At 76.8% G+C, this 26,843-nt stretch carries 24 protein-coding genes; 16 read left to right on the forward strand and 8 right to left on the reverse strand.

Going from position 1 to position 26,843, the window contains the following annotated elements:
* Window positions 1–108: 108 nt before the first annotated feature.
* Window positions 109–1,593, reverse strand: a complete 1,485-nt coding sequence (gene hemG / locus JIG38_RS15945; RefSeq protein WP_199424801.1) for a protoporphyrinogen oxidase — start codon at window positions 1,591–1,593, stop codon at window positions 109–111.
* Window positions 1,594–1,603: 10 nt separating this feature from the next.
* Entirely contained in the window at window positions 1,604–2,683 is a 1,080-nt protein-coding gene (gene hemE / locus JIG38_RS15950; protein WP_199424802.1) for a uroporphyrinogen decarboxylase, read from the reverse strand.
* 80 nt (window positions 2,684–2,763) lie between these two features.
* On the opposite strand from hemE, the gene JIG38_RS15955 reads away from it, so the two are divergent.
* On the forward strand, window positions 2,764–4,095 hold the full coding sequence (locus JIG38_RS15955; protein WP_233405110.1) for a glutamyl-tRNA reductase: 1,332 nt from the start codon (window positions 2,764–2,766) through the stop codon (window positions 4,093–4,095).
* A gap of 415 nt (window positions 4,096–4,510) precedes the next feature.
* On the opposite strand, the gene JIG38_RS15960 is transcribed toward JIG38_RS15955, so the two are convergent.
* Entirely contained in the window at window positions 4,511–6,001 is a 1,491-nt protein-coding gene (locus JIG38_RS15960) for a CoA-acylating methylmalonate-semialdehyde dehydrogenase (protein WP_199424804.1), read from the reverse strand.
* A 252-nt stretch (window positions 6,002–6,253) separates the two neighbouring features.
* Here JIG38_RS15960 and JIG38_RS15965 point away from each other — a divergent pair, with 252 nt between their 5' ends.
* Window positions 6,254–7,108, forward strand: coding sequence for a hypothetical protein (locus JIG38_RS15965; RefSeq protein ID WP_199424805.1), 855 nt, complete (start codon window positions 6,254–6,256; stop codon window positions 7,106–7,108).
* 58 nt (window positions 7,109–7,166) lie between these two features.
* Here the strand turns inward: JIG38_RS15965 and JIG38_RS15970 are convergent, their stop codons facing one another.
* Window positions 7,167–7,394 (reverse strand): hypothetical protein, encoded by a 228-nt coding sequence (locus tag JIG38_RS15970; protein WP_199424806.1) that lies wholly within the window; start codon window positions 7,392–7,394, stop codon window positions 7,167–7,169.
* Between the two features lie 103 nt (window positions 7,395–7,497).
* Window positions 7,498–8,982 (reverse strand): adenylosuccinate lyase, encoded by a 1,485-nt coding sequence (gene purB, locus JIG38_RS15975; RefSeq protein WP_199424807.1) that lies wholly within the window; start codon window positions 8,980–8,982, stop codon window positions 7,498–7,500.
* Between the two features lie 117 nt (window positions 8,983–9,099).
* On the opposite strand from purB, the gene JIG38_RS21110 reads away from it, so the two are divergent.
* The 5 genes from JIG38_RS21110 to JIG38_RS16000 all read left to right on the forward strand — a co-directional run bounded on the left by JIG38_RS21110 (window position 9,100) and on the right by JIG38_RS16000 (window position 13,465).
* Window positions 9,100–9,915 carry a DUF4129 domain-containing protein gene (locus JIG38_RS21110; protein WP_199424808.1) on the forward strand — a complete coding sequence of 272 codons (816 nt, stop codon included), beginning with the start codon at window positions 9,100–9,102 and terminating at the stop codon, window positions 9,913–9,915.
* Entirely contained in the window at window positions 9,912–10,436 is a 525-nt protein-coding gene (locus tag JIG38_RS15985; RefSeq protein WP_199424809.1) for a hypothetical protein, read from the forward strand. Before JIG38_RS21110 ends, JIG38_RS15985 begins: the two co-directional genes overlap by 4 nt.
* Before the next feature lie 89 nt (window positions 10,437–10,525).
* Window positions 10,526–11,464, forward strand: coding sequence for an AAA family ATPase (locus tag JIG38_RS15990; protein ID WP_307844983.1), 939 nt, complete (start codon window positions 10,526–10,528; stop codon window positions 11,462–11,464).
* Window positions 11,465–11,477: 13 nt separating this feature from the next.
* A complete protein-coding gene (locus JIG38_RS21115) occupies window positions 11,478–12,824 on the forward strand; it encodes a DUF58 domain-containing protein (protein ID WP_199424811.1) in 1,347 nt (448 codons plus the stop codon).
* Window positions 12,824–13,465 (forward strand): hypothetical protein, encoded by a 642-nt coding sequence (locus tag JIG38_RS16000; protein ID WP_199424812.1) that lies wholly within the window; start codon window positions 12,824–12,826, stop codon window positions 13,463–13,465. Before JIG38_RS21115 ends, JIG38_RS16000 begins: the two co-directional genes overlap by 1 nt.
* Before the next feature lie 28 nt (window positions 13,466–13,493).
* On the opposite strand, the gene JIG38_RS16005 is transcribed toward JIG38_RS16000, so the two are convergent.
* Together JIG38_RS16005 and JIG38_RS16010 are read right to left on the reverse strand one after the other, a co-directional pair.
* A complete protein-coding gene (locus tag JIG38_RS16005) occupies window positions 13,494–14,459 on the reverse strand; it encodes an EamA family transporter (protein ID WP_199424813.1) in 966 nt (321 codons plus the stop codon).
* A gap of 106 nt (window positions 14,460–14,565) precedes the next feature.
* Window positions 14,566–16,182: a methyl-accepting chemotaxis protein gene (locus tag JIG38_RS16010; RefSeq protein ID WP_307844979.1), complete on the reverse strand. Its 1,617-nt coding sequence runs from the start codon at window positions 16,180–16,182 to the stop codon at window positions 14,566–14,568.
* 274 nt (window positions 16,183–16,456) lie between these two features.
* Between JIG38_RS16010 and JIG38_RS16015 the strand changes: the two genes are divergently transcribed.
* Complete coding sequence (locus JIG38_RS16015) at window positions 16,457–16,849, forward strand: hypothetical protein (protein WP_199424814.1); 393 nt, start codon at window positions 16,457–16,459, stop codon at window positions 16,847–16,849.
* Window positions 16,846–18,483: a lipase family protein gene (locus tag JIG38_RS16020; protein ID WP_199424815.1), complete on the forward strand. Its 1,638-nt coding sequence runs from the start codon at window positions 16,846–16,848 to the stop codon at window positions 18,481–18,483. Before JIG38_RS16015 ends, JIG38_RS16020 begins: the two co-directional genes overlap by 4 nt.
* A 59-nt stretch (window positions 18,484–18,542) precedes the next feature.
* Here the strand turns inward: JIG38_RS16020 and JIG38_RS16025 are convergent, their stop codons facing one another.
* A complete protein-coding gene (locus JIG38_RS16025) occupies window positions 18,543–18,935 on the reverse strand; it encodes a phage holin family protein (protein WP_199424832.1) in 393 nt (130 codons plus the stop codon).
* Between the two features lie 100 nt (window positions 18,936–19,035).
* On the opposite strand from JIG38_RS16025, the gene hisC reads away from it, so the two are divergent.
* The 7 genes from hisC to JIG38_RS16060 form a co-directional block, all read left to right on the forward strand.
* Window positions 19,036–20,130 carry a histidinol-phosphate transaminase gene (hisC, locus tag JIG38_RS16030; protein ID WP_199424816.1) on the forward strand — a complete coding sequence of 365 codons (1,095 nt, stop codon included), beginning with the start codon at window positions 19,036–19,038 and terminating at the stop codon, window positions 20,128–20,130.
* Between the two features lie 444 nt (window positions 20,131–20,574).
* Window positions 20,575–21,330, forward strand: a complete 756-nt coding sequence (locus tag JIG38_RS16035; protein WP_199423026.1) for a cysteine hydrolase family protein — start codon at window positions 20,575–20,577, stop codon at window positions 21,328–21,330.
* Entirely contained in the window at window positions 21,330–21,983 is a 654-nt protein-coding gene (locus tag JIG38_RS16040) for an AmiS/UreI family transporter (protein WP_199423027.1), read from the forward strand. Before JIG38_RS16035 ends, JIG38_RS16040 begins: the two co-directional genes overlap by 1 nt.
* Before the next feature lie 329 nt (window positions 21,984–22,312).
* On the forward strand, window positions 22,313–23,413 hold the full coding sequence (gene pdhA / locus JIG38_RS16045; RefSeq protein WP_199423303.1) for a pyruvate dehydrogenase (acetyl-transferring) E1 component subunit alpha: 1,101 nt from the start codon (window positions 22,313–22,315) through the stop codon (window positions 23,411–23,413).
* A complete protein-coding gene (locus JIG38_RS16050) occupies window positions 23,410–24,417 on the forward strand; it encodes an alpha-ketoacid dehydrogenase subunit beta (RefSeq protein ID WP_199423028.1) in 1,008 nt (335 codons plus the stop codon). Before pdhA ends, JIG38_RS16050 begins: the two co-directional genes overlap by 4 nt.
* Before the next feature lie 89 nt (window positions 24,418–24,506).
* A complete protein-coding gene (locus JIG38_RS16055) occupies window positions 24,507–26,003 on the forward strand; it encodes a dihydrolipoamide acetyltransferase family protein (RefSeq protein WP_199423029.1) in 1,497 nt (498 codons plus the stop codon).
* A 137-nt stretch (window positions 26,004–26,140) separates the two neighbouring features.
* Window positions 26,141–26,843 (forward strand): hypothetical protein (locus JIG38_RS16060; protein WP_233405111.1); only part of this gene is annotated, 703 nt, incomplete at its 3' end.

Raw genomic sequence — 26,843 nt, forward strand, 5'->3', positions numbered from 1 at the left:
CGAAGTCTGCGCGACGGTCCGGGAATGCGGAAATCGACGGGCGGTCCGGGTGGCGACGATCACATTTGTGGTGACGATCCGTCAGCATTTTCTGACGGCCGGTCAGGATCATTCCGGAATGCGACCGAGAACGCCGTCGGCGACCGTTCCGGCGTCGGCGACGACGGCGGCCAGGCCCGTCCCCGCGAGCCACGCGCCGCACGCGTGCAGGCCGGGGTGGACGGCCAGCCCGGCGCGCACCGCGGCCACCCGCGCGCGGTGCCCGGGGCGGGCCTGGGGCAGGCCCGCGGGCCAGTCCGTCCGGGCGAAGCCGACGACGTCCACCGGGTCGAGCGCGACCCCCAGCAGGGCCGCGGCGTCCCGCGTCGCGACCGCGCGGAGCGCGTCGCCGGCCGGCACGGCCGGCCCGCCCACGAGCCCGTAGGAGAGCCGGACGACCTCGCGACCTCCGGCGCGCGCCGCGAGCCACGGCCACTTCGCCGTCGCGTGCGTGAGCGCCTTGGCCCGGACCCCGCGCCGACCCTGCGCGCCGCGCGCGACGAGCACGCCCGTCCCGCGCGGCGCCTCGGCCAGGGCGCGCGTGTCGATCACGAGCGTCGCGAGCGCGACGCCGGTGTCGGCCGCGGCCTCGAGCCCGTCGACCGGGGCGAGCCCGCGCAGCAGGCCCACGGCGACCGGCCCGGGGGCCGCGACGACGACGTCGTCGCAGGTCACGAAGGCGTCCCCGGTCGAGACGACCCAGCGGCCGCCGGCCGACGCGGCGCCGGCCGCCGGTGCGCCGGGGCCGCCCGCCGACGCCACCGAGGTCACGCGCGCCCCGGTCCGGACGTCGGCGCCCGCCGCGCGGGCGTCCCGCGCGAGGGCGTCCACGAGCCGGTGCATGCCGCCCTCGATCCCGGCGACCGCCGATCCCGCGGGCGCCGCCGCGCGGATCGCCGCGACCGCGGCGGCGAGCGAGCCGTGCCGCTCGACGCGTTCGAGCAGCCCGGGCAGCACGGCGTCCAGGTCGACGTCGTCGGGGTGGGCCGAGTGCACCCCGCCGACGACGGGCGCGACGAGCCGGTCGAGGACGCGCCGGCCCATGCGGTGGCGCACGACGGCGCCCAGGCTGGGCGCTGACGCGCCGCCCCGGCGGGCGGGGCCCGAGCGGGCCGGGAGCACGCGGTCCAGGGACGCGCGCAGCGCCCCGACCAGTCCGACCGCCCGCCGGACGTCCGCGGCCCACGGGTCGCCCGGGATCCCGAGGACGCCCGTGCGCGGCAGGGGCAGCGCCCGGCCCGGGAGCTGGAGCCACGCCGAGCGCGGGGCGGGCAGGACGACGTCGTCGGCGAGGCCGAGCTCGGCGAGCAGGTCGGGGACCGCGGGCGAGCGCGTCGCGAACGACTCGGCGCCTGCGTCCAGCACGAGCCCCGCGACCTCGGCCGACGCCAGGCAGCCCCCCAGGCGCTCCGACGCCTCGAGCAGCACCACCCGGCGTCCGGCCCGGGCGCACGCCCGCGCCACCACGAGGCCGGCGACGCCGCCGCCCACGACGACGACGTCGGCCCGGCCCGCGTCGCCGGCCGGGCCTGGCGTCCCGGGCGCGGGAGTCATCGGACCGGCGTCACAGCTCGCCGTGGGCGAGCCGCACGACGCGCGTGAGCACGTCCGGGTCCGTCTCCGGCGGGACGCCGTGGCCGAGGTTGAGCACGTGCCCGGGCGCGCTCGCGCCGCGGCGGATCACGTCGCGCACGTGCGCCTCGAGCGCCGGCCACGGCGCGCCGAGCAGCGCGGGGTCGACGTTGCCCTGGAGCGGCGTGGTGCCCCCGAGGCGGCGGTTCGCCTCGTCGAGCGGGATCCGGTGGTCGACGCCCACGACGTCGGCGCCGACGTCGCGCATCGCGCGCAGCAGCTCGCCCGTGCCGGTGCCGAAGTGGACGACCGGCACGCCCAGGTCCACGACGTGCGCGAGCGCGCGGCTCGACGCCGGCGCGACGTGCGCCTCGTAGTCGGCCAGCGACAGCGACCCGGCCCAGGAGTCGAAGAGCTGCGCGGCGCTCGCACCCGCGAGCACCTGGGCGCGCAGGAAGACGCCCGTGACGTCCGCGGCCCAGTCCATGAGCGCCTGCCACGTCTCCGGGTCCGCGTGCATGAGCGTGCGGGCGCGGAGCTGGTCCTTGGACGGGCCGCCCTCGACGAGGTAGCTCGCGAGCGTGAACGGCGCGCCCGCGAAGCCGATGAGCGGCGTCGTGCCCAGCGCCGCGACGGTGCGCTCGACCGCCTCGACCACGGGCGCGAGGGCGGCCGGGTCGAGCGGGCCGAGGCGCGCGACGTCGGCCGCGGTGCGGACCGGCTCGGCGAACACGGGACCCGTGCCGGGCACGATGTCGACGTCGACCCCCGCGAGCAGCAGCGGCACGACGATGTCGCTGAAGAAGATCGCCGCGTCGACGCCGTGGCGACGGACGGGCTGCAGCGTGATCTCGCTCGCGAGCTCGGGCTCGAGGCACGACGCGAGCATCGTCACGCCGCGGCGGACCTCGCGGTACTCGGGCAGCGAGCGTCCGGCCTGGCGCATGAACCAGACCGGGACCGTGCCCGCGTCGCCGTCCGCGGTCGTGTGTCCTTCGTCACCGGAATGCGCCGCCCGCTGCCCGCGAAATGCGCGGACCAGGGGCGAATTCTCGGTCCGGCCGTCGATCATGGGATGTCCTGCGGGCAGAGTCACCACCCGATTGTGCCGAACAAACTCCGGAATGGTTGACTCGGCGCGTTGTGGTGCTCATGACCCTCACGGCGAGTCACCGCGACCTCGACCTCGACGTGCTGGAGCAGCTCAGCTCCGGGGGGCACTCCGTCGGGGCGGCGGTCGTCGCGGACAGCCCAGACGTCACCGGTTCCGTGGTGCTCGCCACGTGCAACCGGTTCGAGGTGTACCTGGACGTCGCGGCGGACGGCGGCGACGGGGTCCGGGGCGAGGCGGTCCTCGCGACCGCCGTCGACGCGGTCGCCGCGGCGAGCGGCCTCGCGCACGAGGACGTCGCCGCGTCGCTCCAGGCGCGCACCGGGCCGGCCGTCGCGCGGCACCTCTTCGCCGTCGCGTCCGGGCTGGACTCGATGGTCGTCGGGGAGCGCGAGGTCGCCGGCCAGGTGCGCCGCGCGCTGCAGGCCGCGCGCGCCGACGGCACGACGTCGCCCACGCTCGAGCGCCTCTTCCAGACGGCGTCCCGCACCTCGCGGGCCGTGGGCGCGCGGACCGGCCTGGGCAGCGCGGGCCGGTCGGTCGTCGGCGTCGCGCTCGACCTCGCCGCGCAGACGGTCGACCTCTCCCGCGCGCGCGTCCTGCTCATCGGTACGGGCTCGTACGCCGGCGCGAGCCTCAGCGCGCTGCGTGCGCGCGGCGTGACCGAGGTGGCCGTGCACTCGCCGTCGGGCCGGGCGCAGGCGTTCGCGGCCGAGCGCGGGCTCACGGCGGTCGAGGCCGGCGGGCTCGCGCGGCACCTCGCGAGCGTCGACGTCGTCGTCTCGTGCTCGGGCGCGCTGGGGCCGGTCGTCGACGCGGCCATGGTCTCGGCGGCGCGCGAGCGCTCGGCCGCCGACGGCGAGCCGCGCCCGACCGTCCTCGTCGACCTCGCTCTGCACCACGACATCGACCCCGCGGTCGCCGGGGTCCCCGGCGTGCGGCTCATCGACCTCGCCGCGGTGCAGCGGCACTCGCCGACGACCGTGACGCCCGAGGTCGAGGCGGGCCTCGCGATCGTCGAGGAGCGCGTCGCGCAGTTCGAGGAGACGCTCGCCGAGCAGGCCGTGGTGCCTGCCGTGGTGGCGCTGCGGTCGCACGTCGAGCAGGCGCTCGACGCCGAGGTCGAGCGCGCGCGGACGCTCGCGCGGGCCCGCGGCGACGAGGCGTCGGCGGAGCAGGTCGAGCGCGCGCTGCGGCGGTTCGCCGCGGCGATGCTGCACACGCCGGCGGTCCGGGCGCGCGAGCACGCGCGGTCCGGCCGGCACGCCGAGTACCGCGACGCGGTCGAGGCGCTCTTCGGCCTCGAGGTGCCGCGCGACGCGGACCCCGCAGCCGACGACGCCGTCGGTCGCACCCCCCGCCACCGCGCCTGACGGCACCTCTCCCCGCCGCACGCACCCCCTCGATCGCGCCGAGGTCGCTGGTTCCCGCCCATGTCGCTGGTTCAGACCAGCGACCTCGACGCGAACCAGCGACCTCGGCGTCGTGGCCGCCGGGGTCGGACGTGCGGTGCCCCGGACCGGCGGCCCACGCGCACGGGGGGGGGGGGGACGCCGCTGGGCCGACCGCGCGGTTCGCCGACGAGGTCATGACCACCGTCGTCACGGGCTGACGGCCGGCGCGCTCCGGGCCGAGCCGTGCGGCGCATGCGACGCGCGGGGCGCGAGCGCCCTCCCCGGCGCGTCGCGGGGTCACTCCTGCACCTCCAGCACCGTGCGCCGCACATCCCGGTCCGGGTCGGGTCCGCGATCCTCCGGTGCCGGTCGTCCCGGCACCGGGGGCGCGGCGTCAGCGCTGCGTGGGGAAGCCCAGGTCGACGCCGCCGTGGCTCGGGTCGGGCCACCGCGTCGTCACGACCTTGCCGCGCGTGAAGAACCGGACGCCGTCGGCGCCGTGCGCGTGCAGGTCGCCGAAGAGCGAGGACTTCCAGCCGCCGAACGAGTAGTAGGCCATGGGCACCGGGATCGGCACGTTGACCCCGACCATCCCGACCTCGACCTCGACCTCGAACCGGCGGGCCGCGCCGCCGTCGTTCGTGAAGATCGCGGTCCCGTTGCCGTAGGGCGTCGCGTTGATGAGCGCGAGCCCCTCGTCGTAGCTCGCGACGCGGAGCACCGAGAGCACGGGGCCGAAGATCTCGTCGGTGTGGATCGACATGCCGGGCCGCACCCGGTCGAAGAGCGTCGGGCCCAGCCAGTAGCCCTCCGGGTCGCCGTCGGGCTCGACGAGGCGGCCGTCGACCACGAGGTCCGCGCCCGCGTCCACGCCGGCCGCGACGTAGCCGAGCACGCGGTCGCGGTGCTCGGCGGTGACCAGCGGGCCCATGTCGCACCCGCGCCGGCCGTCCCCGGTGCGCAGGTCGCCCATGCGCTTCGCGATCTTCGCGACGAGGGCGTCGGCGACCGGCTCGACGGCGACGACGGCCGAGATCGCCATGCAGCGCTCGCCCGCGGAGCCGAAGCCCGCGCTCACGGCGGCGTCGGCGGCGAGGTCGAGGTCGGCGTCGGGCAGCACGAGCATGTGGTTCTTCGCGCCGCCGAGCGCCTGCACGCGCTTGCCGTGCGTCGTCGCGGTCTCGTAGACGTACCGGGCGACGGGCGTCGAGCCGACGAAGGACACCGCGCGGACGTCCGGGTGCGTGAGCAGCGCGTCGACCGCCTCCTTGTCGCCGTGGAGCACGGTGAGGACGCCGTCGGGCAGGCCGGCCTCCCGCCACAGGCGCGCCATGACCATGGCCGCGGACGGGTCCTTCTCGCTCGGCTTGAGCACGACGGCGTTCCCCGCGGCCAGGGCCACGGGCACGAACCAGAGCGGGACCATCGCCGGGAAGTTGAACGGCGAGATCACGGCGACGACGCCGAGCGGTTGCCGCACCGAGTGCACGTCGACCCCGGTCGAGACGCTCTCGGAGTGCCCGCCCTGGAGCAGGTGCGGCATGCCGCACGCGAACTCGACGACCTCGAGGCCCCGCTGCACCTCGCCCGCCGCGTCGGAGAGCACCTTGCCGTGCTCGGCCGTGATGACCGCGGCGAGCTCGTCCGCGTGCGTCGCGAGGAGGTGGCGGAACGCGAACAGCACCCGGGTGCGCGCGCTGAGCGACGCCCGGCCCCACGCGACGGCGGCCTCGGACGCGCGCGCGACGGCGTGGTCGACGGTCGCGGCGTCGGCGAGCGTGACCCGCGCGGTCTCGCGGCCCGTCGCCGGGTCGTGCACCGGCGCCGTCCGGCCCGGCGCCCCGGAGTGCTCGCGACCATGGATCCAGTGGGAGATCAGCGTCATGGCGACGAGTATCGGTGGTCGCACCGCCTCACGGCTACGGTTTCCGCGGCCCGGCTGCGCCGCCTCAGCAGGTGACGGTGCCTGCGGTCGTCGCGCCCTGCCCCCGGCCGCGCCGTCGGGCGCCGGGCTCCGCCTCCGTGCGGGATCCCACCCGATCGGGTGTCCCGCTGGGGAGCGGTGGCACTCGGGCCGCCGCGGGCCTGGGATGCTCGTCCTCCGCCGGACGCCGCCGGCCCGCACCCAGGGAGCGCCGTGTCCGAGGACGTCGGGGTCGCGCCGTCCGGCAGCCGCTGGATGGCTCGGTCGGTCGCGATCGGGCTCGTCGGGGTGGCACTCACGACGGTGGGCGTGCTCGCGCTCGCCGACGCCGTGCCTCGCCGCGGGGCCGTCCTCCTGGTGCTCGGCCTCCCCCTGCTCGCCGTCGGCGTCGCGAGCCTCGCCGCGGCGATGCGCGTGGAGGCCCGTCACCACGCGGTCGCGGTGCTGCGGCCGCATGACGACGTCGTCGAGGTCTCGCTCGGCGACGGCTGGGTCGACGCGCTGCCGGCAGCGGGAGCCGACCCGGGTCCCGTGGGCATCGCGCTGCTGCGGCACGTCACGGCCGCGGTCGGCGACGAGGGCGTCGGTCTGTGGGCCGGAGGTGCGACGCCGTCGCTCGCGGCGCTGGTCCCGTGGTCGGCCGTCACCGGCGTCGCACCGGGCGCCTCGACGACGGTCAACGGCGCGAGCTCACCCGCGGTCGCGATCGGCCTGCCGGGCGCGACGCTGCTGCTCGTGCCGCGCCGGGGCGCGAGCGGCGACGGCTGGGCGGGCCCCGAGGAGACCGTGCGCCTCGTCGAGCGCTGGGCCGCACGCCGTGCCGGGTCCGGCGACGTGACCGACGTCGGCGTGACCGCCGTCGAGCCGGCCGAGGTCGAGCCGGCCGAGGTCGACCAGGCCGGGACCGGTCTGAACGCGGGGCACGCCGACGTCGCGGTGCCTCGTCCGCCCGTCGCGCCGACGGCCGGCGCGGCAGACGGCGATCACGCTGCCGCCCCCCGGGGCGTGGGCACGGGCGGCGAGAGCATCGACGACCGGATCCGCCGTCTCGCGGGCACGGACGACTGACGCCGTCGGCACCGACGTCGCTGGTTCGTCGGGCGGTACCAGCGACCCCGGCCGCAGGTCAGCGGGTGCGGTCGTCCTCGACGGGGAGGTGGTGCGGGTCCCCGCCCGAGAGCGTCGCGCGCAGCTCGTCGGGCGCGTCGTCGGGCAGGCCCGAGAGCGTCGGGCCGTCCTCGCGGATGCCCGAGCCGTGGGGGTGCGGGCCGTCCGGCACGCCGTAGGGGTCGTCCGGCGTGGCGCCGGGAACGGCGTCCGGCCGGGCGGTGGGGGCGGTGGCGTCCTCGGTCACGGTGTCCTCCTCGGTCCACGCGTGCACGCGCACGGCGTGGGGCGACCGTACGTCGAGCGCCCCGACGGCGCGCGGCGTCGGGCGCCGAGCGAGGCGTCGGCCGTCAGGCGTCCAGGTACCGGACGAGGTCCGCGGCCGCGCCGGTGTACGACGCGGGCGTCATCGCCGCGAGGCGCTGCGCGACGTCGTCGGGCAGGCCGAGGCCCAGCACGAACGCGCGGAGGTCCTCGCCCGTGATGCGGCGGCCGCGCGTGAGCTCCTTGAGCCGCTCGTAGGGCTCCTCCATGCCGGGCACGCCCGCGACGCCCGCGGCCCGCATCGCCGACTGGACCGCCTCGCCGAGCACCTCCCAGTTCGCGTCGAGGTCGCGCTCCATCGCCGCGGGGTCCGCGTCGAGGCCCGCGAGGCCCTTGCGGACGTTGTCGATCGCGAGCAGCGAGTGGCCGAACGCGGGTCCGATGTTGCGCTGCGTCGTGGAGTCCGTGAGGTCGCGCTGGAGGCGCGAGGTGACGAGCGTCGAGCCCAGGCTGTCGAGCAGCGCGCAGGAGAGCTCGAGGTTCGCCTCGGCGTTCTCGAACCGGATCGGGTTGACCTTGTGCGGCATGGTCGACGAGCCGACGGTCCCCTGGCCGCGCACCTGGGCGAAGTACCCGAGCGAGATGTACGTCCACACGTCGGTCGCGAGGTTGTGCAGCACGCGGTTGAAGCGCGCGACGTCGGCGTAGAGCTCCGCCTGCCAGTCGTGCGACTCGATCTGCGTCGTCAGCGGGTTCCACGTGAGCCCGAGGTGCTCGACGAACGACCGGGAGATCCCGGGCCAGTCGGCGCCCGGCACGGCCGCGAGGTGCGCGCCGTACGTCCCCGTCGCACCGTTGAGCTTGCCCAGGTACTCGGCGCGCGCCACGCGACGCAGCTGGCGGCGCAGGCGGTGCGCGAGCACGGCGAGCTCCTTGCCGAGCGTCGTCGGCGTCGCGGGCTGCCCGTGCGTGCGGGCGAGCATCGGGACGGCGGCGTGCTCGCGGGCCATCGCGGCGAGGTCGTCGACGAGCGCCGTCGCCGCCGGCAGCCAGACGTCGCGCACCGCGCCCTGGACCATGAGCGCGTAGGCCAGGTTGTTGACGTCCTCGCTCGTGCAGCCGAAGTGCACGAGCTCGGTCACCTGCGGCAGCACGGTGTCGCCGCCGAGCAGCGCCGGCGCCGCGGCGAGCCGCTCCTTGAGCAGGTACTCGACGGCCTTGACGTCGTGCACCGTGATCCGCTCGGTGGCGGAGAGCTCGGCGACCGTGTGCGCGTCGAAGTCGAGGACGACGTCGCGCAGGTACGCCACCTCCTCGCCCGAGAGCGTCGGGGCGCCCGGGAGCACCCGGTGGGCCGCGAGGTGCACGAGCCACTCGACCTCGACGTGCACGCGCTCGCGGTTGAGCGCGGCCTCGGAGAGGTGGTCGACGAGCGGCGCGACCGCGGCGCGGTACCGGCCGTCGAGCGGCCCGAGCGCGATCGGCGGCGTCTGCTCGGCGAGGCTGCGGCGTCGCCGCGCGGGCGTGTACGGGGTCACGGACTCGGTCGCGTCGGTCTGCTCCTCGGGCATGCGGCGATCCTCCCAGAACGACGGGACGGCGCGACGCCGTGTCCGCAGCCACCGCGTGCGCCGACGGGCCGCGGCGCGGTTCGCCCGCGCGGGGCGTGCGTCGCCGATGATGGGGCGGTGGACCCGAGGGCGAGGACCGAGCCGGCGGACGCCGTCGCCGGCCCTGCCGCGCCCGGGGTCGGTCCTGGCGCGGCCGGACCGTTCGGCCGCGCGGCGCTCGCGGTCGTCCTCGTGCTCGTCGCGGTCGCGGCGACGGCGCTCACGGGCCCGTGGGACCCGCCGCTGAGCGGCGACCCTGTGCCCGTCGAGCAGCCGACCGAGGTCCCCACCCCGCAGGCGACGGCCCCGTCCGAGGACGGCCTGACCGAGGCGCTCGAGCAGATGGACGTCACGCCGTGGGACCTGCGGTGGCTCGGCGCGACCCTGGCGGTGCTCACGGTGGTCGGCGCGCTCTACGTCCTGGTGCGCCTGTACCGGATGCTGCCACGGCGCCGCCCGGAGGACCCGCCCGACGACGCCGGCATCGAGCCCGGCAGCGCCGTCGGGCTCGCGGACGGCCTGCCCGACCTGCCCGCCCTGCGCGACGGCGTCCGCGACGCGGGCGACGAGCTGCGCGCGCACGTGTGCCCCGCCGACGCCGTCATCGCGGCGTGGGTCGCGCTCGAGGCGGCGGCCGACGCGTCCGGGCTGCACCGCGACCCCGCGGCGACGCCCACCGAGTTCACGGTCGAGGTCATGGACCGCACCCCGGCCGACCCGGCCGCGATCCGCACGCTGCTGGCGCTCTACCTGCGCGCGCGCTTCAGCACGGACCCCGTCGGCCCGGACGACGTCGCCTCGGCGACCGCCGCCGTGCGCACCCTCGCGCGCGGCCTCGCGGCCGGCGGGCGACCGCCCGACGCGCCCGGCGCCGACGGCGGCGGCGCGCCGTGATCCCCCCGCGCTGGACGTGGCCCGCCCTCGCCGCGGTCGCGGCCGGGCTGCTCGTCCGGCTGCTCGGCCTGCGCCTCGTCGACGCGCTGCTCGTCGCGCTCGTGACGCTCGTCGTCGCGCTCGTCTGGGCCGCCCTGCCCGCGGGCGAGGAGGACCCCTGGCCGCCGGACCGCCGCGACGACGCCGCGGGCGCCCGGAGCGAGATCGCCGTCCTCACCTGGGCGTTCATCGGTCGCGACGGCCGCGTGACGGAGGCGGCCGTCCGCCGGCTCCGCGAGCTCGCGGCGCAGCGGCTCGCGCGCCTCGGGCTGCCCGTGGCGGCCGGGCTCGGGCCCCGCCCCGCGAGCGCCGCACCCGACCCGGAGCGCGACCGCGCGCGGGCCGTCCTGGGCGAGCGCGCCTGGGCCGCGCTCACGGCGCCCGGCGGCCACATGCCCTCGCTCGCCGACGTCGCGCACTGCGTCGACGTCATCGAGCGGCTCGACCCGTCCCGACCCCTGACCGGAGGACCCCGCTCGTGACCGCACCGCCTCCCGGGTCCGCGCCCGACCCCGTCGCCCCCACCGCCCCGGCGTCCGGACCGCCGCCCCTCACCCCGAGCGACGTCGCGGTGCGGGCGGAGGCCGTCCTCGCCGAGGTCGGCACGGCGGTCGTCGGCATGACGGAGGCGCTGCGGGTGGCCCTCGCGGCGATCCTCGCGGGCGGGCACGTGCTCTTCGAGGACGTTCCCGGGCTCGGCAAGACGCTCGCGGCGCGCAGCCTCGCGACGGCGCTCGGCCTCGAGTTCCGGCGCATCCAGTGCACGCCCGACCTGCTGCCGTCGGACATCACCGGCTCGTCGGTGTTCGACCCGGCCACGGCGTCCTTCCGGTTCCGGCCGGGCCCGGTGTTCACGGGCCTCCTGCTCGCCGACGAGATCAACCGCACCGCGCCCAAGACCCAGTCGGCGCTGCTCGAGGCGATGGCGGAGCGGCAGGTCACGGTCGACGGCGCCACGTACGCGATGGCCCGCCCCTTCCACGTCATGGCGACGTCGAACCCCGTCGAGTACGAGGGCACCTACCCCCTGCCCGAGGCGCAGCTCGACCGCTTCATGGTCCGGCTCGCGGTCGGCTACCCCGACCGGCACGCCGAGGCCGACGTCCTCGCGCGGCGGCTCGACCGTCGCCAGGAGGCCGCGCCCGTGCGCCAGGTGGTCGACCCGGCGGCGCTGCTCGCGATGCAGGCGGGCGTCGAGGCGGTCGAGGTCGACCCTGACGTCGTCCTCTACTGCGTGGACCTCGCGGCCGCGACGCGCGCTCACGAGGCGGTCGAGGTGGGCGCGTCCCCGCGCGGCTCGCAGGCGCTCCTGCTCGTCGCGCGCGCCCTGGCCGTGCTCTCGGGCCGCCGCTTCGTGGCGCCCGAGGACGTCAAGGCGGTCGCGGTGCCCGCGCTCGCGCACCGGATCACGCTGACGCCCGCGACCTGGGCCGCGGGGGTCGCCGCGCAGGACGTCGTCCGCGAGGTCCTCGCGCGCGTCCCCGGACCGGCCGCGGTCCCGCAGCGGTGAGGCGCACCCGGCCGTGACCCCGGCCCGCCCCACCGCCGCCTCGGGCGGCCCGGACGCCGCGGCGCGCGACGCCGGCCTCGCGTGGGCGCCGACCGCGGCCCTCGTCGGCGGGGTCGGCGTGGGACTCGTCGCGCTCGTCCTCGGCGTGCTGGGCGGGCGCCCGGACGCGGCGCTGCTCGGCGCCCCCGCCGTCGTCGGCGCGCTGTGGGCGCTGTGGGGGCGGCCGCGCGGCGAGGTGTGGGCGGACGTCACGCCCGCCGACGCCGGCCGCGGCACCGCGCTCGTCGCGCGCGTGCGGCTCGCGGCGCCGGTCGGCACCGAGGCCGTGCGGGTGCGCGTGAGCCGGCCGGGCCACGGCGGCACCGAGGCGCTCGTGCACGTCCCCCTGGTCCGCACGCTCGAGGTCGCGGCCGCGTCGGTCCGCACCGGGCCGCAGGACCTGTTCCGCGTCGAGCAGCAGGGCGTGGGTCCCGGCGCGCTGGTGGTCGGACCGGTCGCCGCCGAGGAGCCGTCGCGCGTGCTCGTGCTGCCGACCGCGCGCGCCGTGCCCGCCCTCCCGCTGCCCGCGCGCCTGCGCGGGCTCAGCGGCCAGCACGAGTCGCGGCGCGCGGGCGACGGCGGCGGCCTGCGCGACATCCACCCGTTCCAGCCCGGGGACACGCTGCGGCGCATCGACTGGCGCGCGACCGCGCGCCGCTCGCCCGGGCTCGAGCAGCTCTACGTGCGCCGCACGCTCGCGCTCGCCGAGGCGGTCGTGACGCTCGTGGTCGACTCGCGCGACGACGTCGGACCCGACCCGTCCACGTGGAGCGGGATGCGCGCGATCCGCCCCGACGACGCCACGTCGCTCGACCTCGCACGCCAGGCCGCCGCGACCGTCGCGCAGGGCTACCTCGCGGGCGGCGACCGGGTCGGCGTCGAGGACCTCGGCGTGCGGCGCCGCGCGCTGCGGCCCGGCGCGGGCCGGCGCCAGCTCGACCGCGTCGTCCACCAGCTCGCGCTGCTGCGGCCCGAGGGGGACCCGCCGCGGCGCGTCCGGCCGCCGCACCTCACCGCGGGCAGCCTCGTCTACCTCTTCAGCACGTTCCTCGACCCCGAGTCCGCGGAGCTCGCACGGACGTGGCGCCGCGCGGGACACCGCGTCGTCGCGGTCGACGTCCTGCCGCGCCTGCGCGTGCGGGGCCTCGACGCGCGCGAGCGTCTGGCCCTGCGCATCGTCCGGATCGAGCGCTCGGACCGCCTCGACGACGTCGTCGCGGCGGGTGCAGAGCTGGTCCGCTGGGCCGACGACGACGCCTCGGCGCGGCTCCAGGCGCTCGCGCGCCTCTCGCACCGGCGGCCCGGGCGGGGGGTCGGCTGATGGCGGGCGAGGGCGCCGGGGACCGGGTGCGCGAGGCGCTGGGGCTGCCCGTGCGCCACGGCGTCCCGTCGCCCCCGCGGGTCGAGCTGCGGCTGGCCGGCGCGGTGCCCGGCTCGGTCGTGCGGATCGCGGCGGCACTCGCGGTGGTCGCCGTCGTCGGGCTCAGCGGCCCGCCGCCGCAGCTCGGAGTGGTGCTCGCGGCGGCCGCCGCGCTCGTCCTGCGGTGGCCGACCTGGCCCGTCGCGCCGGCGGTCCTGCTCGTCACCCTGTTCGTCGTCCTCGCCGGCCCGGACCTCCTCGCGGTGGACGCGTCGGGCGACGCCTCGGGCCTCGTGCGGGCGTCGGCACTCGTGCTGGCCGTCCACCTCATGCTCCGGCTGGGCGCGCTCGCGGGCCGCATCGCGTGGCGCGGGCGGGTGGACCGCGCCGTGCTCGGCACCGTCGGGCGGTCGGTCCTCGGCGTCCAGGTCGTCGTGCAGGGCGCGCTGCTCGCCGTCGTGTGGCTGCGCTCGGGCTTCGGCACGACGCCGGGCGTGCAGGAGGCGCTGCGCCTCGTCGCGGTGCTCGCCGTCGCCGCCGTCGCGGTCCTCGTCGTGCCGCGGGCGTGGCTCGCGCGCTCCTGGCGGCCGCGCGACCGCTGACCGCGCGGTGCCGACGCGCCGCGGAGCGCTAGTGGCTCTCGACGACGTCCGACGCGGGCACGACGCTCGGCCGGGCGCGCGCCGTCTCCGCGAGCGCGACACCGCCGAGCACGACGGCGCCGCCGAGCAGCTGCACCGGCGTCATCGCCTCGGAGAGCACGAGCCACGCGGCGGCCGACGCCGCGACCGGCTCGAGCATGCCGATGATGCCCGTGCGCGCGGCACCCAGCCGGACCACGCCCGCGAGGATGAGCACGTAGGGCACGACCGTGCCGAGCACGACGATGTACGCGAGCAGCACCCACAGCGGCAGGCGCGAGCCCTCGAGCGCTCCCGGCAGGTCGACGTCGTCGGCGAGGACGCCCGCGTCGAACGTCCACAGCGGCTGGAGGACGACCCAGAACACGGCCGCGAACACCATCGACCACGCCTGCGTCGAGAGCGGGTCCCGGCGGCGCACGAGGCGGTCGGCGAGCAGGTAGTAGACCGCGAGCGACACGGCCGCCGCGCCCGCGGCGACGAGGCCGAGGACGTCGAGCCGCACGCCGTCGCCCACCTGCGCGACGAGCGTGAGCCCGGCCAGACACGCCGCGAGCGCCCACCAGACCCGGGCCCGCACGTCCTCGCCCAGCACGAAGCGCGCCCACAGGGCCACGAGCAGCGGCGCCGTGTACTCGATGAGCAGCGCCAGGCCGACGGGCAGCCGCGAGATCGCGACGAAGTACAGCCACTGGACCATCGCCATGCCCACGATGCCGAGCACCGCGATCCCGGCGAGCTCGCGTCCGCGCGGCAGTCGGGCGCGCGGCGTCATGACGAGGACCGCCGCGACGAGGACCACGGCGGAGCCCAGCGAGCGCAGCTCGACGAGCCGCGTCGTGCTCAGGCCGGCCTGCATCGCGAGCTTCGACACGGTCCCGTTGACCGCGAACAGCACCGAGGCGGTGGCCACGAGGGCGACGCCGACGGCGGTGCGGCGGGCGGAGGAGGTCACCCGCGCGAGCCTAGGGCGCCGCGGCGACACGTCCGTCCAGTGCGCGGTGCGTGCAGTCCGCTCGTCGCGTGCAGTCCGCTCGGTGCGCGCAGTCCGCTCGGTGCGCTCAGTGCGCGAACACCGACGCGCGGTCCATGAGGTCGCTCGACATCCGGGCGAGCTCCTCGGTCGCGCCGCGCATCTGCGTGAGCACGTCCGTCGAGGACTCCGACGCCGTCGCGACGGCCACGACGTTGCGCGCGATCTCCGCGGCGCCGGTGGCGGCCTCGGTGACGCTCCGGCTCATCTCGGTCGTGGTCGACGTCTGCTCCTCGACCGCGCTCGCGATGGTCAGCTGGTAGGCGTTGATCCGGCCGACGATCTCGCTGATCCGGCCGATCGCCGTCACGGCGCCCGCGGTGTCGGACTGGATCGTCTGGACGCGGCGCGAGATGTCGTCCGTCGCGCGCGCCGTCTCCTGCGCGAGCTCCTTGACCTCGCCCGCGACCACCGCGAAGCCCTTGCCCGCCTCGCCGGCGCGCGCCGCCTCGATCGTCGCGTTGAGCGCCAGGAGGTTCGTCTGCTCCGCGATCGCGGTGATCGCCTTGACGACGTCGCCGATCTCCTGGCTCGAGACGCCGAGCTGCGCGACGGTCGCCGTCGTCTGCTCCGCGACGTCCGTCGCCTCGGACGCGACGCGGACGGCCAGGGTCGCGTTCTCCGCGATCTCGCGGATCGAGGCGCCCATCTGCTCGGCGCCCGCGGCGACGGTCTGCACGTTGCGCGACACCTGCTCCGCCGCGGCGGCGACGACGCCGGCCTGCGTGCTCGTCTCGGCCGCCCCGGACGCGACCTGCGCGTTCGACGCGCTCAGCTCCTCGGCCGCCGACGCGACGGTCGTGGCGGAGTCGGCGACCGCGGAGACGAGGGTCCGCATCGACGTCACGGCCGCGTCCAGCGCGCGACCGGCGGACGCGGCCTCGTCGGCGCCGGTGAGGCCGGTGGTCCGCGAGAGGTCGTGCCGGGAGACGGCGTCGGCGACGTCCTGGATGCGGCGCAGCGGCCGGACCACCGAGCGGGTCGCGACGAGCGAGCACGCGGTCGCGAGCAGCAGGGCCAGGACGCCCGCGGCGACGAGCGCGACGCGCGCCCGGCCCTGGGCGGCGTCCTGCTCGTCGCGCAGGGCGGACACGCGCTCCTGGGCGGACGCCTGGACGCTGTCCGCGATGCCGAGGACCGCCGAGTAGGCCGCCCCGGCGTCGCCGCCGTTGATGGACTCGATGGCCTGGCGCGACGCCGACTCCTCGCCGGTCTCGAGCCACTCGACGACCTGGGCGTCCCAGGTGAAGAAGTCGTCCCACGCCGGGCGCAGGCCCTCCCACGCGGCGCGCTCGTCGTCGTCCATCGCGCCGGTGTCGACGTCGTCGAGCCACGCGTAGACGGCGTCGCGCGCCTCGAGCATGCCGGACCGGTTGTAGGCGTCGGCGGCGAGCCCGACCTCGGGGCCGTAGACCTGCACGTCCGCGAACACGAGGCCCTGCCAGCCGGTGAGGTCGGCGATCTGGAACCGGGCCGTCTCGGCGTGCTGGAGCACGGCGGCGGCCTCCTCGACGTCCGAGGCCAGGCGCTTCTGCTCGGCGACGGCCAGGAGGCCGGTGGCGGACGAGGCCACGACGAGCGCGGCGACGGCGCCGAACGCGAGCCCGAGGCGGGCGCCGACGGTGCGGGTCTTCAGGGCGGTCACGGTGTCCTCCGGTGGGCGCGCCCGGGGGGTCGCGGGCTGGAGCGCTCGTCCGGGCCATCGGCCGCGGCCGCGGCCTTCTGATGCGCGCGCCGGGTGAGATGCGGGGACCGGGCGGCGGGCCGGGGCGCTGGGCGAGCGTGGGTGTGCCGACGACGGCGTCCGGGGGCGTCGTCCCCAGGTGCGGGCCTGGTCACCGGCGTCCCCAGGCCCGGCGGGCCTCCGCTCCCGGGCGGCGCCGGCGTCCCTAGCGTCCGTCGACGGGAAGGGGGCAGCGATGGGCTGGGACGTGTGGGCAGCGCCGCCGTCGGCGGGCGTGGTGCTGCGGGCGTCGGGGGCGGCGCAGGAGGCGGTCGCGCTGGCACGCGGTCGGTTGGGCGCCGCGGGGCAGGTCGCGTGGGTCTCGAGCGCGGCGGCCGCGTACGGCGCGCTGCTCGACGCCGCCGCCGCGGAGGTCGCGCTCGTCGCCGCGCGCGTGCCGGTGGCGCGCGACGCGGTCCTGCCGCACGTGCGCGCCGCGGACGCGGCACGCGCCGCCGCGGCGGAGCCTGGCGCCGACCTCCGCGCCGCCGTGCGCGACCTCGCCCGTCCCGGCGCGGGGACCGGCGCCGTGGCCTGGCCCGTCCCTGCCCCCGTTCTTGGGTCGCCCGGCGCGGGCGCGGCGCCGTGACGTCCCCGCCCCCCGTCCTGCCCCCGCCCGACGACGGCGCCGGCCTGCCCGCGGGCGTCCGGGTGACCGGCGGCGCGGGCGGGACCGCGGCGCACCTCGAGGACCTCACCGCCGCCGCGGCGGCCCTGGACCGCGCGGCCGACGCGCTCGACGACGCCGCGCGCGAGGTGCTCGTGCTGCGTGACGCCGTGGAGGACGCCGCGGCGTGGTCGCCCGTCACGGCGCCCGGCGCCCGCGCGGCCCTCGCGCCGCTGCTCTCGTCGTGGGCGTCCCCCCGCGTCGTCGCCGCGCACCTGCGGGACCTGGCGGCGCGGGTGCGGGCGTCCGCCGAGCTCTACGCCGCCACGGACGCCGCCGTCGCGGCCGGGGTCGGCAGCGCGGTCCGCACCACGGGTGTCGTGCTCGGCGGCGCGCTCGGCGAGGCCGGGCCGCTGGGCTGGGCCGTCGCGGGGGCGCTCGGGCTGGCGGCGGCGGGTCAGGCGGTCGTGCTCACGATCGGAGGCGCGGTGGTGCGGGCGGTGCCGTCGCCCGCCGGGCTGGTGCTGGGCCGCCTCGGCACCGCCGACGCCCGGGCCGCGGCCGGGCCGCTCGGGATGCTGGCTCGCGGCGGGGCGAGCGTCGGGCTGGTGGGGGGAGGTCCGGGCTGGCCGGACCCGCGTGCCGTCCAGCTCCTCACGCCGGGCGTCGCGGCACTGCTGCGCAGCTCCGCCCCGGGTCTCCAGGCGTACGTCGCGGACCCGGTGCCCGGGGCGGCGCGCACGCTGCGGACCGGCTCCTCGCTCCTCACGGCGCTCGTGGGCGCGCCGCGTCCGGGGCTCGTCGTCGCCCCCCTCGTCCGCGCGGACGCCCCGCGCGGACCGGGCACGGACCCGCCACGCCCGGCGTCGAGCGCGGACCTGCTGCGCCAGGTGCACGCGCTCTACCCGCACCCGGACGACGACCCGCGCCTCGGCACGGGCGGTGTCCCGGGCACGGTCGGGGTCCAGCAGCTCGACCACGCCGACGGCTCGCGGACGTGGGTGGTCGCCGTGCCGGGCACCGAGGAGTGGTCGCCCGTGGCGGGCCCGAACCCGTTCGACCTCACGTCGAACTTCGACCTGGTGGGCGGGACCGGGGGCGACGCGCTGCGCACCGTCGTCGAGGCGATGGACCAGGCGGGCGTCGAGGCGGGTGAGCCCGTCGTCCTCGCGGGGCACAGCCAGGGCGGCATCGTCGCGGCGACGATCGCGGCGGACCCGGACCTCGCGGAGCGCTTCACGGTCGCCGCGGTGGTCACCGCCGGGACACCCGCGAGCGGCATCGACCTGCCGCCCGGCGTCCCCGCGCTCCACCTCGAGCACGCGCCCGACTACGTCCCGACGCTCGACGGCGCCGCGACGGCCGCGACGCCGGACCGCACGACGGTGCTTGTCGACCTCGCGCGGTCACCGGACCCGCGTGACCAGGCCGCGGCCGCGAGCCCCGTGAGCGCGCACGGCGTCGACGCCTACGCGCGCACGGCCGACCGGCTGACGGGCGTCGGCGACCCGTCGGTCGACGCGTTCGAGGCCACTCTCGGCCGCCTCCTCGGCGACGACGCGACCACGGTGACGTCCCGGCGCTACGTCGGGGTGCGCGTCCCGGCCGCGTCATGACCGGTCGCACGACGCGTCACGCGCACGGCGGGCGGCCGTGGCTCGCCGCCCCGGGTCGGTCAGTCGCGGTCCTTCTTGCGCGCGCCCGGGATGACGACGCTGAGCAGGAAGCTGACGATCGAGATGATGAGCGCGCCCAGCACGGCCGTGCCGAAGTCGTCGATGCGCAGCCCGTAGTCGGTCCGCTCCGAGAGCCAGCCGGTGAGCATGAGCATGAGGGCGTTGACGACGAGCGTGAACAGGCCGAGCGTGAGGATGTAGAGCGGGAACGAGATCGCCTTGACGATCGGCTTGACGATCGCGTTGACCAGGCCGAAGACCAGCCCCACGGCCAGCAGCACGAGGACCGTCGACGTCGCGCCCTCGTCGCTCACCACGTCGAGCCCGTCGAGGACCTGGGTCGCGAGCCAGATCGCGGCCGCGTTGATGATGACGCGCAGCAGGAAGCTCATGGTCGCCATGCTTCCACCTCGGCCCGCCCGGCGGCAGGCGTCCGGGGGACCGCCCCGTCACGGGGCCCGTCGTTCGGCGTGCTGTGCTCTTTGACATGCTGTGCCGGTGACCACCTCGCCCGGCCCCCGCGCCGTCGTGCAGCGCATCCCCGCCTACGTGCCCGGCGCCCGCGCCGCGGTCGACCAGCGCGCGTTCAAGCTGTCGTCGAACGAGAACCCGTTCCCGCCGCTCGACTCCGTGCGGGACGAGGTCGCCCGGGCCGCCTCGCTGCTCAACCGGTACCCGGACATGTTCGCGACCGAGCTCGGCGAGGCGCTCGCGGCGCGCCACGGGGTGGACCCGGCGGGGGTCGTCGCGGGCTGCGGCTCGGTCGCCGTGCTCGGCCACGTGCTCCAGGCGTTCTGCGACGCGGGCGACGAGGTCGTCCACGCGTGGCGCTCGTTCGAGGCCTACCCGATCCTCGTGGGCCTCCAGGGCGCCGTCGGCGTCGAGGTGCCGCTCGCCGCCGACGGCCGGCACGACCTGCGCGCCATGGCCGCCGCGGTGACCGAGCGCACGCGCGTCCTGCTCGTGTGCTCGCCCAACAACCCCACCGGGCCGGCCGTGCACCACGCCGAGCTCGTCGAGCTGCTCGCCGCGGTGCCGGACCGCGTCCTCGTCGTGCTCGACGAGGCCTACGTCGAGTTCGTCCGGCACGACGACGCCGTGCGCTCGCGCGAGCTCCTCGCGGCCCACCCGAACGTCGTCGTGCTGCGCACGTTCTCCAAGGCGTACGGGCTCGCGGCGCTGCGCGTCGGCTACGCGGTCGCGACTCCCGACGTCGCCCGCGCGGTGCGGACCGCGTCGACGCCCTTCGGTGTCAACCACCTCGCCCAGGTGGCCGCGCTCGCGTCGCTGCGCGCGGAGGACGAGCTCCTGGAGCGCGTCGACGCCGTCGTCGCGGAGCGCGCGCGCCTCCTCGCGGGCCTTCGTGACCAGGGCTGGTCCGTGCCCGACGCCCAGGGCAACTTCGTCTGGCTCCCCGCGGGCCCGCGCACGGTGGACCTCGCGGCCGACGCCGTCGCGCACGGGGTGCTGGTCCGCCCGTTCGCCGGCGAGGGCCTGCGCATCACCGTCGGCGACGCCGCGGCGAACGACCGCGTGCTCGAGCTCGCGCACGGCTGGGTGACGCGGGACGGCAGCGCGCAGGGCTGAGCGCTCGGGACCGGCGTCCACCCGCCCCGGCCCGCCCGTCCCGCCGCGGACCGGCTCCGCGAGGCGCCGGTCTCGGTCTGCGAGACCCAGGCGGCGCGGCCGCCGCACGGGCCGCTCGGGCGACTAGGTTCGTGCGCGTGAGCATCACGCAGGGATCCCGGCCCGAGGCGACGTCGTCGCCGCGCGCCTGTCGCCCCTGCCGAATGCCCTGCTGAGTCCCCACGGACTCCGCCGCGCGCGCCCCCGGCCCGCGCCGGCCCCCTCTCCGCCCGCCCGCCGCGGCTGACCGCCGTCGTGCCGGCACGGGCCGCCGTCTGCCACGGCGCGTCCATCCGGGCGGGTCCGGACCACCCGTCCGGGCCGGCCCGCGGCGTCACCACCGCCGCGCACCCGACCAGCACGCCCTCAGGCGCCTCCATCGCGCGCCCCTGACCAGGGAGAACCATGACCACCCTCGACACCCGGACCGACCGCCGGACGCCCCTCGAGCCCGTCGAGCTCGACCCCGCCGCGCTCGGCCTCCCGGCGAGCAACGCCCACCTCATCCCGCCGCTGCCCGCCCACTGGGCCGGCCTCGACCTGCGGGAGATCCTCAGCCGTCCCGCCGCGTTCCTCTCGGTGAGCCAGTCCAACTCGCTCTACCGCCCGGGCGGCGTCCAGTACGCCGAGGGCCACGCGTTCCGGGGCAGCCTCCCGGCCACCGTGCGCGCCGTCCAGGCCGCCCGCCGGGCCCCGAACTTCGTCTCCTTCAACTGGATCGGCTACTCGGTCTTCCGCCAGGACTACCCGCAGTCCGTGCTCGACCGCGCGCAGTACGACTCCTGGACCGGGTCGATCGACGCGACGCCCGAGCAGATCGCCTGGGACGACGCCCTCGTCGACGAGCTGCGCGACCTCGTCGAGCCCGGCGACAACGAGCTCTACGAGAAGGCCCTGCAGACGGCGTTCGTCGGCACGGACCTCCCGCTCGAGCTGGCCCGCAAGCGGGTCGAGGTCGTCGTCATCACCGGCATCCACCTGGACTGGTGCATCGAGGGCAACGCGCGTGCGGCGCGCGACCACGGCCTGCTGCCGATCGTCATCGGCGACGCGACCGGGGCCCAGCGGCCCGACCAGGAGGCCGCGGCGTTCGAGCGCATCACCAACTTCTTCGCGCCCGTCCTCTCGTCGGAGACGTTCGAGTCGTTGGTGACCCGCTGATGGGGAACGTCGGCCTCCTCCTCGTCGGCGTGGTGCTCTTCGTCAACGGCCTGTCGACGCTCGGCGTCGTGCCCGCGCGCAGCGCCGCGCCGCTGAACTTCTTCGTCGGGACCGCGCAGGTCGTGCTGCCGACGCTCGTGCTCGTGCTCCACGGCACCGAGCCCGGCGTGCTCCAGGCGACGTGGCCGAGCTACCTGTTCGGCATCACGTACCTGTGGTTCGGCTTCCAGACCGTGCACCGGATCGAGCCCCAGGGCTTCGGCTGGTACAGCCTGTTCGTCGCCGGCATCGCGGCCTACTACGCCGTGACGTCGATCGCGACCGACCCCGTGTTCGCGGTCATCTGGGCGACGTGGGCGAGCATGTGGGCGCTCTTCTTCGTGCTCCTCGGCCTCGGGCGCACGCACGTCGGCGGGCTGGACCTGGGCCGGTTCACCGGGTGGTTCCTCGTGCTCCTCGGCATCCCGACCTGCACGGTGCCGGCGCTCTTCCTCCTCGAGGGCCGCTGGACGACGAGCCCGGTCGCGGGTCTGGCCGCGCTCGCGGCCCTCGCGCTCGCGACGGTGGCCTCGGCCGCCCTGGCCCGCCGCGCCACCCGGCCCACGACCCCGCCGGCGGTGCCGACCGAGGCCCTCGCCAGCACCCCCGCCTGACCCACGGCCCGCACCACCCGGCCACCCGGCCACCCGGCCATCCGGCCACCACGCACCCTCACCACGCCGAGGTCGCTGGTTCGCGCCGAGGTCGCTGGTTCGAACCAGCGACCTCGAGCCGAACCAGCGACCTCGGCGGCGGCGATGGTGCGGGGCGGGGGGCCGTTCGTCCCGGGTGGGCGCGTGACGACGTGTTGGAGAGTCGGTACAAAGGGGAGTCCGACGTCGTTGTCGGGCCCGGACAGCGCCAACCTACGGTGGCGTAGCCTACGCTGACGTAGGTTAGCCCTGGCCGTCACCCGGAAGGACCCTGCGTGAACGAGCCCGACATGATCCAGCTGCTCACCCCGACCGGGGAGCGCCTGGAGCATCCCGAGTACAGCCCACGCATCGCCCATCTCGACCCGGAGGCCCTGCGTGGGCTGTACCGGGACATGGTCATGGTGCGGCGCTTCGACTCCGAGTCGACAGCGCTCCAGCGTCAGGGCGAGCTCGGCCTCTTCCCGCCCGCGCTCGGCCAGGAGGCCGCGCAGGTCGGCTCGGGCCGCGCGCTCGCGCCGCAGGACTACGCGTTCCCGTCCTACCGCGAGCACGGCGTCGCCCACACCCGCGGGGTCGACCTCGTCGACATCCTGCGCCAGTTCCGCGGCATCGACCACGGCGGGTGGGACACCGAGGCCCACAACTTCCACCTGTACACCCTGGTCATCGGTTCACACACGCTGCACGCGACCGGGTACGCGATGGGCATCCAGCGCGACGGCGCCGTCGGCACCGGCGACCCGACGCGCGACGCCGCCGTCGTCGCCTACTTCGGCGACGGGGCCACGAGCCAGGGCGACACCAACGAGGCGTTCGTCTTCGCGGCGGTGAACAACGCGCCGCTCGTGCTCTTCTGCCAGAACAACCAGTGGGCCATCTCCGAGTCCACCGAGAAGCAGTCCCGTGTGCCGATCGTCGAGCGCGGCCGGGGCTTCGGCGTGCCGAGCGTCCGCGTCGACGGCAACGACGTCCTCGCCTGCTACGCGGTCACGGCCGAGGCGCTCGAGCGTGCGCACTCGGGCAACGGCCCCACCTTCATCGAGGCGTACACGTACCGCATGGGCGCGCACACGACGTCGGACGACCCGACGCGGTACCGCTCGTCCGCCGAGGAGGAGGCGTGGCGCCGCCGCGACCCGATCGACCGGCTCCGCCTCCACCTCGAGGCGATCGGCGAGCTCGACGCCGTCTTCCTCGCCGAGCTCGACGCGGAGGGCGAGGCGTTCGGCGAGCGCCTGCGCCGCGAGGTCCGCGCGATGGGCAAGCCGCCGACGTCGACCATGTTCGAGCACGTGTACGCGGGCGCCCACGCCGTGGTGGACGCCGAGCGCGCCTGGTTCGAGCAGTACGAGGCGTCGTTCGACGTCGCACCGGAGGTCACGCGATGAGCGCCGTCCCCGCCGTCGAGCGCCTGACGCTCGCCAAGGCCATCAACCTCGGCCTGCGCGCCGCGCTCGAGGAGGACCCCAAGGTCCTGCTCATGGGCGAGGACATCGGCGCCCTGGGCGGCGTCTTCCGCGTCACCGACGGCCTGCAGAAGGACTTCGGCCCGGACCGCGTCGTCGACACCCCGCTCGCCGAGTCCGGCATCGTCGGCACCGCGATCGGCCTCGCGCTCCGCGGCTACCGGCCGGTGTGCGAGATCCAGTTCGACGGCTTCATCTTCCCCGCGTTCGACCAGATCACGACGCAGCTCGCCAAGGTCCGCTACCGCTCGCGCGGCCGGCTGTCGCTCCCCGTCGTCATCCGCGTGCCGTACGGCGGCGGGATCGGCGCGGTCGAGCACCACAGCGAGTCGCCCGAGGTCCTCTTCGCGCACACGGCCGGGCTGCGCGTCGTGACGCCGGCGAGCCCCGCGGACGCGTTCACGATGATCCAGGAGGCCATCGCCTCGCCCGACCCCGTGCTCTTCTTCGAGCCCAAGGGCCGGTACTGGGACAAGGGCGACGTCGACCGCGGCTTCTCCTACGGCTCGGCGACCGGCGAGGGCCTGGACCGGGCGCGCGTCGCGCGCGCCGGCACCGACCTCACGCTCGTCGCGCACGGACCCACGGTCGCGACCGCGCTCCGCGCCGCCCAGGCCGCCGCGGCGGACGGCACGAGCATCGAGGTCGTCGACCTCCGCACGCTCTCGCCGCTCGACACCGCGACCGTCGTCGCGTCCGTGCGCAAGACCGGCCGGTGCGTCGTCGTGCACGAGGCGCCCGTGCTCTACGGGACGGGCGGCGAGGTCGCCGCGCGGATCAGCGAGGAGTGCTTCTACTCGCTCGAGGCGCCCGTGCTGCGCGTCGGCGGCTTCCACAGCCCCTACCCCGTCGCGCGGCTCGAGCACGAGTACCTGCCGAGCCTCGACCGCGTGCTCGACGCCGTGGACCGCGCGCTCGGCCACTGAGCCCGCCGAGCCTCCTCCCGCCCGAGCCCGCCGGCTGAGACGCTGAGCCGTCCGCGCGGACCGACCGACCCCGACCCCAGGAGCCCCACGTGCCCCGGTACGAGCAGTTCCGCCTCCCCGACGCGGGCGAGGGCCTCACCGAGGCCGAGATCGTCGCGTGGCACGTCGCCGTCGGCGACGCGGTGACGGTCAACCAGCCGATCGTCGAGATCGAGACGGCGAAGTCGCTCGTCGAGCTGCCGTGCCCATGGGCGGGTGTCGTGACCGCGCTGCTCGCGGAGCCCGGCGAGACCGTGGAGGTGGGCACGCCGATCATCACGGTCGACGTCGACCCGCACGGCGCGCCCGACCCGGGCGCCTCCGAGGGCGGTGCCGCCGCCGGCGGCGCGGTCCGCGCCGCTCCCCACACGGCCGCGCAGGACGCGGCGGACACCGCGGCGTCCGGCCAGGCCGCGTCCGACGACGGCGCGAGCGGCGCGGTGCTCGTGGGGTACGGCGTCAGTGCGCACAGCGCGACGCGACGCCCGCGCCGCGCCGCCACGGTCGACGCCGGCTCGGGGCCCGCAGCTGCTGCCGGGGCGGCCCCGGTCGCCGCCGTCGCAGCGCCGCCCGCGGCGGCCGGCCCCGACGTCCCCGCGGTCGCTGCCGCCCCGACGGCCGCGGGCCGCAACGAGGAGTCCCGCCGCATCCTCGCGAAGCCTCCCGTGCGCAAGCTCGCGCGTGACCTCCGCGTCGAGCTCGCGACCGTCCGGCCCACCGGCCCCGGCGGGATCGTCACGCGCGAGGACGTCCTCGCGCGCTCGCAGGCCAACGAGGTCAAGCCCCTCGCGACCTACGCGACCGACGACCAGCCGTGGCTGGCGTCCGGCACGGTGAGCGACGACGGCCGCGCGACGCGCGTGCCCGTGAAGTCGGTCCGCAAGCGGACCGCCGAGGCGATGGTCTCGAGCGCCTTCACCGCGCCGCACGTCTCGGTGTTCCACACGGTCGACGTCACCAAGACCATGCGGCTCGTGGAGCGGCTGCGCGCCGACCGCGAGTTCGCCGACGTGCGCGTGACCCCCCTGCTCGTCGCGATGAAGGCGCTGCTCCTGGCGGTGCGCCGGCACCCCGAGATCAACGCGTCGTGGGTCGACGAGACCCAGGAGATCGTCTACAAGCACTACGTCAACCTCGGCATCGCGGCGCAGACGCCGCGCGGCCTCATCGTCCCGAACATCAAGGACGCGCACCGGCTCGGCCTGCACGACCTCGCGGTCGCGCTCGCCGACCTCACCGCGACGGCCCGCGCCGGGAAGACGCAGCCGGTCGACATGAGCGACGGCACCATCACGATCACCAACGTGGGGGTGTTCGGGATCGACACGGGCACGCCGATCCTCAACCCGGGCGAGTCCGCGATCCTCGCGTTCGGCGCGATCCGCGAGCAGCCCTGGGTGCACAAGGGCAAGATCAAGGTCCGCCACGTGACGCAGCTCGCGCTCTCGTTCGACCACCGCCTGGTCGACGGCGGCCTGGGCTCGCGGTTCCTGGCCGACGTCGCCGCGGTGCTCGAGGAGCCGGGCCAGGGCCTGGTCTGGGGCTGAGCCCGCCGACGGCGTGGGGCCGCACGGCCGTCGCCCGTGACCTGGACGAGTGATGGCCCGCGACGCGCGCGGCCCGTTACAGTCGCCCCGATCGCACGCGCTGGGGGGCAGATGAGCGAGATCGCGGGGGTGCGGGGATGACGACGAACCCGTTGGTCGCGGGTCCGGTGGACACGTCGTCCGCTCTGGGCGGGACGATGCTGGTGGAGTCCCTGTACGACCTGTCGCGGGCGATCGAGTCCGAGGACTGGGTGGCGGCGGGTCTGGCGGGGCTCTCGACGGTGCTGGACACGGCGGCGGCGGTGATGGACCCGTTGGGTCAGCTGATCGCGGCCGGGCTGGGCTGGTTGATGGAGCACGTGGAGCCGCTCAAGGGGTGGCTCGACGACCTGACCGGTGATGCGGGGGCGGTGCTGGGGTTCGCGGGGACGTGGGACAACATCGCCACGCAGATGGGCAGCGCGGCGGGGGACCTGGACCACCTCGTGGCGGCGGACCTGGAGGGGATGCGGGGCCAGGGGGTCGAGGCCTACGCCCGCTACGCGAGCGACGTCGCCGAGCACCTGCGGGGGATCGGTGGGTCCTCGACGGCGGTCGCGAGCAGTCTGCGGACGTGCTCGACGATCGTGCAGGTGGTGCACGACCTGGTGCGTGATGCGATCGCGGAGCTGGTGGGTGCGGCGATCTCGTGGGCGGCGCAGATCGTGTTCACCGTCGGGCTCGGGACGCCGTGGGTGGTGTCCCAGGTCGCGACCCGGGTCTCGTCCCTCGCGGCGCGGGTGGGCAGCAAGGTCACGGGCGTGATCACCTCGGCGCGTGCGCTGGGCGACCTGATCGACG

Source organism: Actinotalea solisilvae, from assembly GCF_016464425.1.
Lineage (GTDB): Bacteria > Actinomycetota > Actinomycetes > Actinomycetales > Cellulomonadaceae > Actinotalea > Actinotalea solisilvae.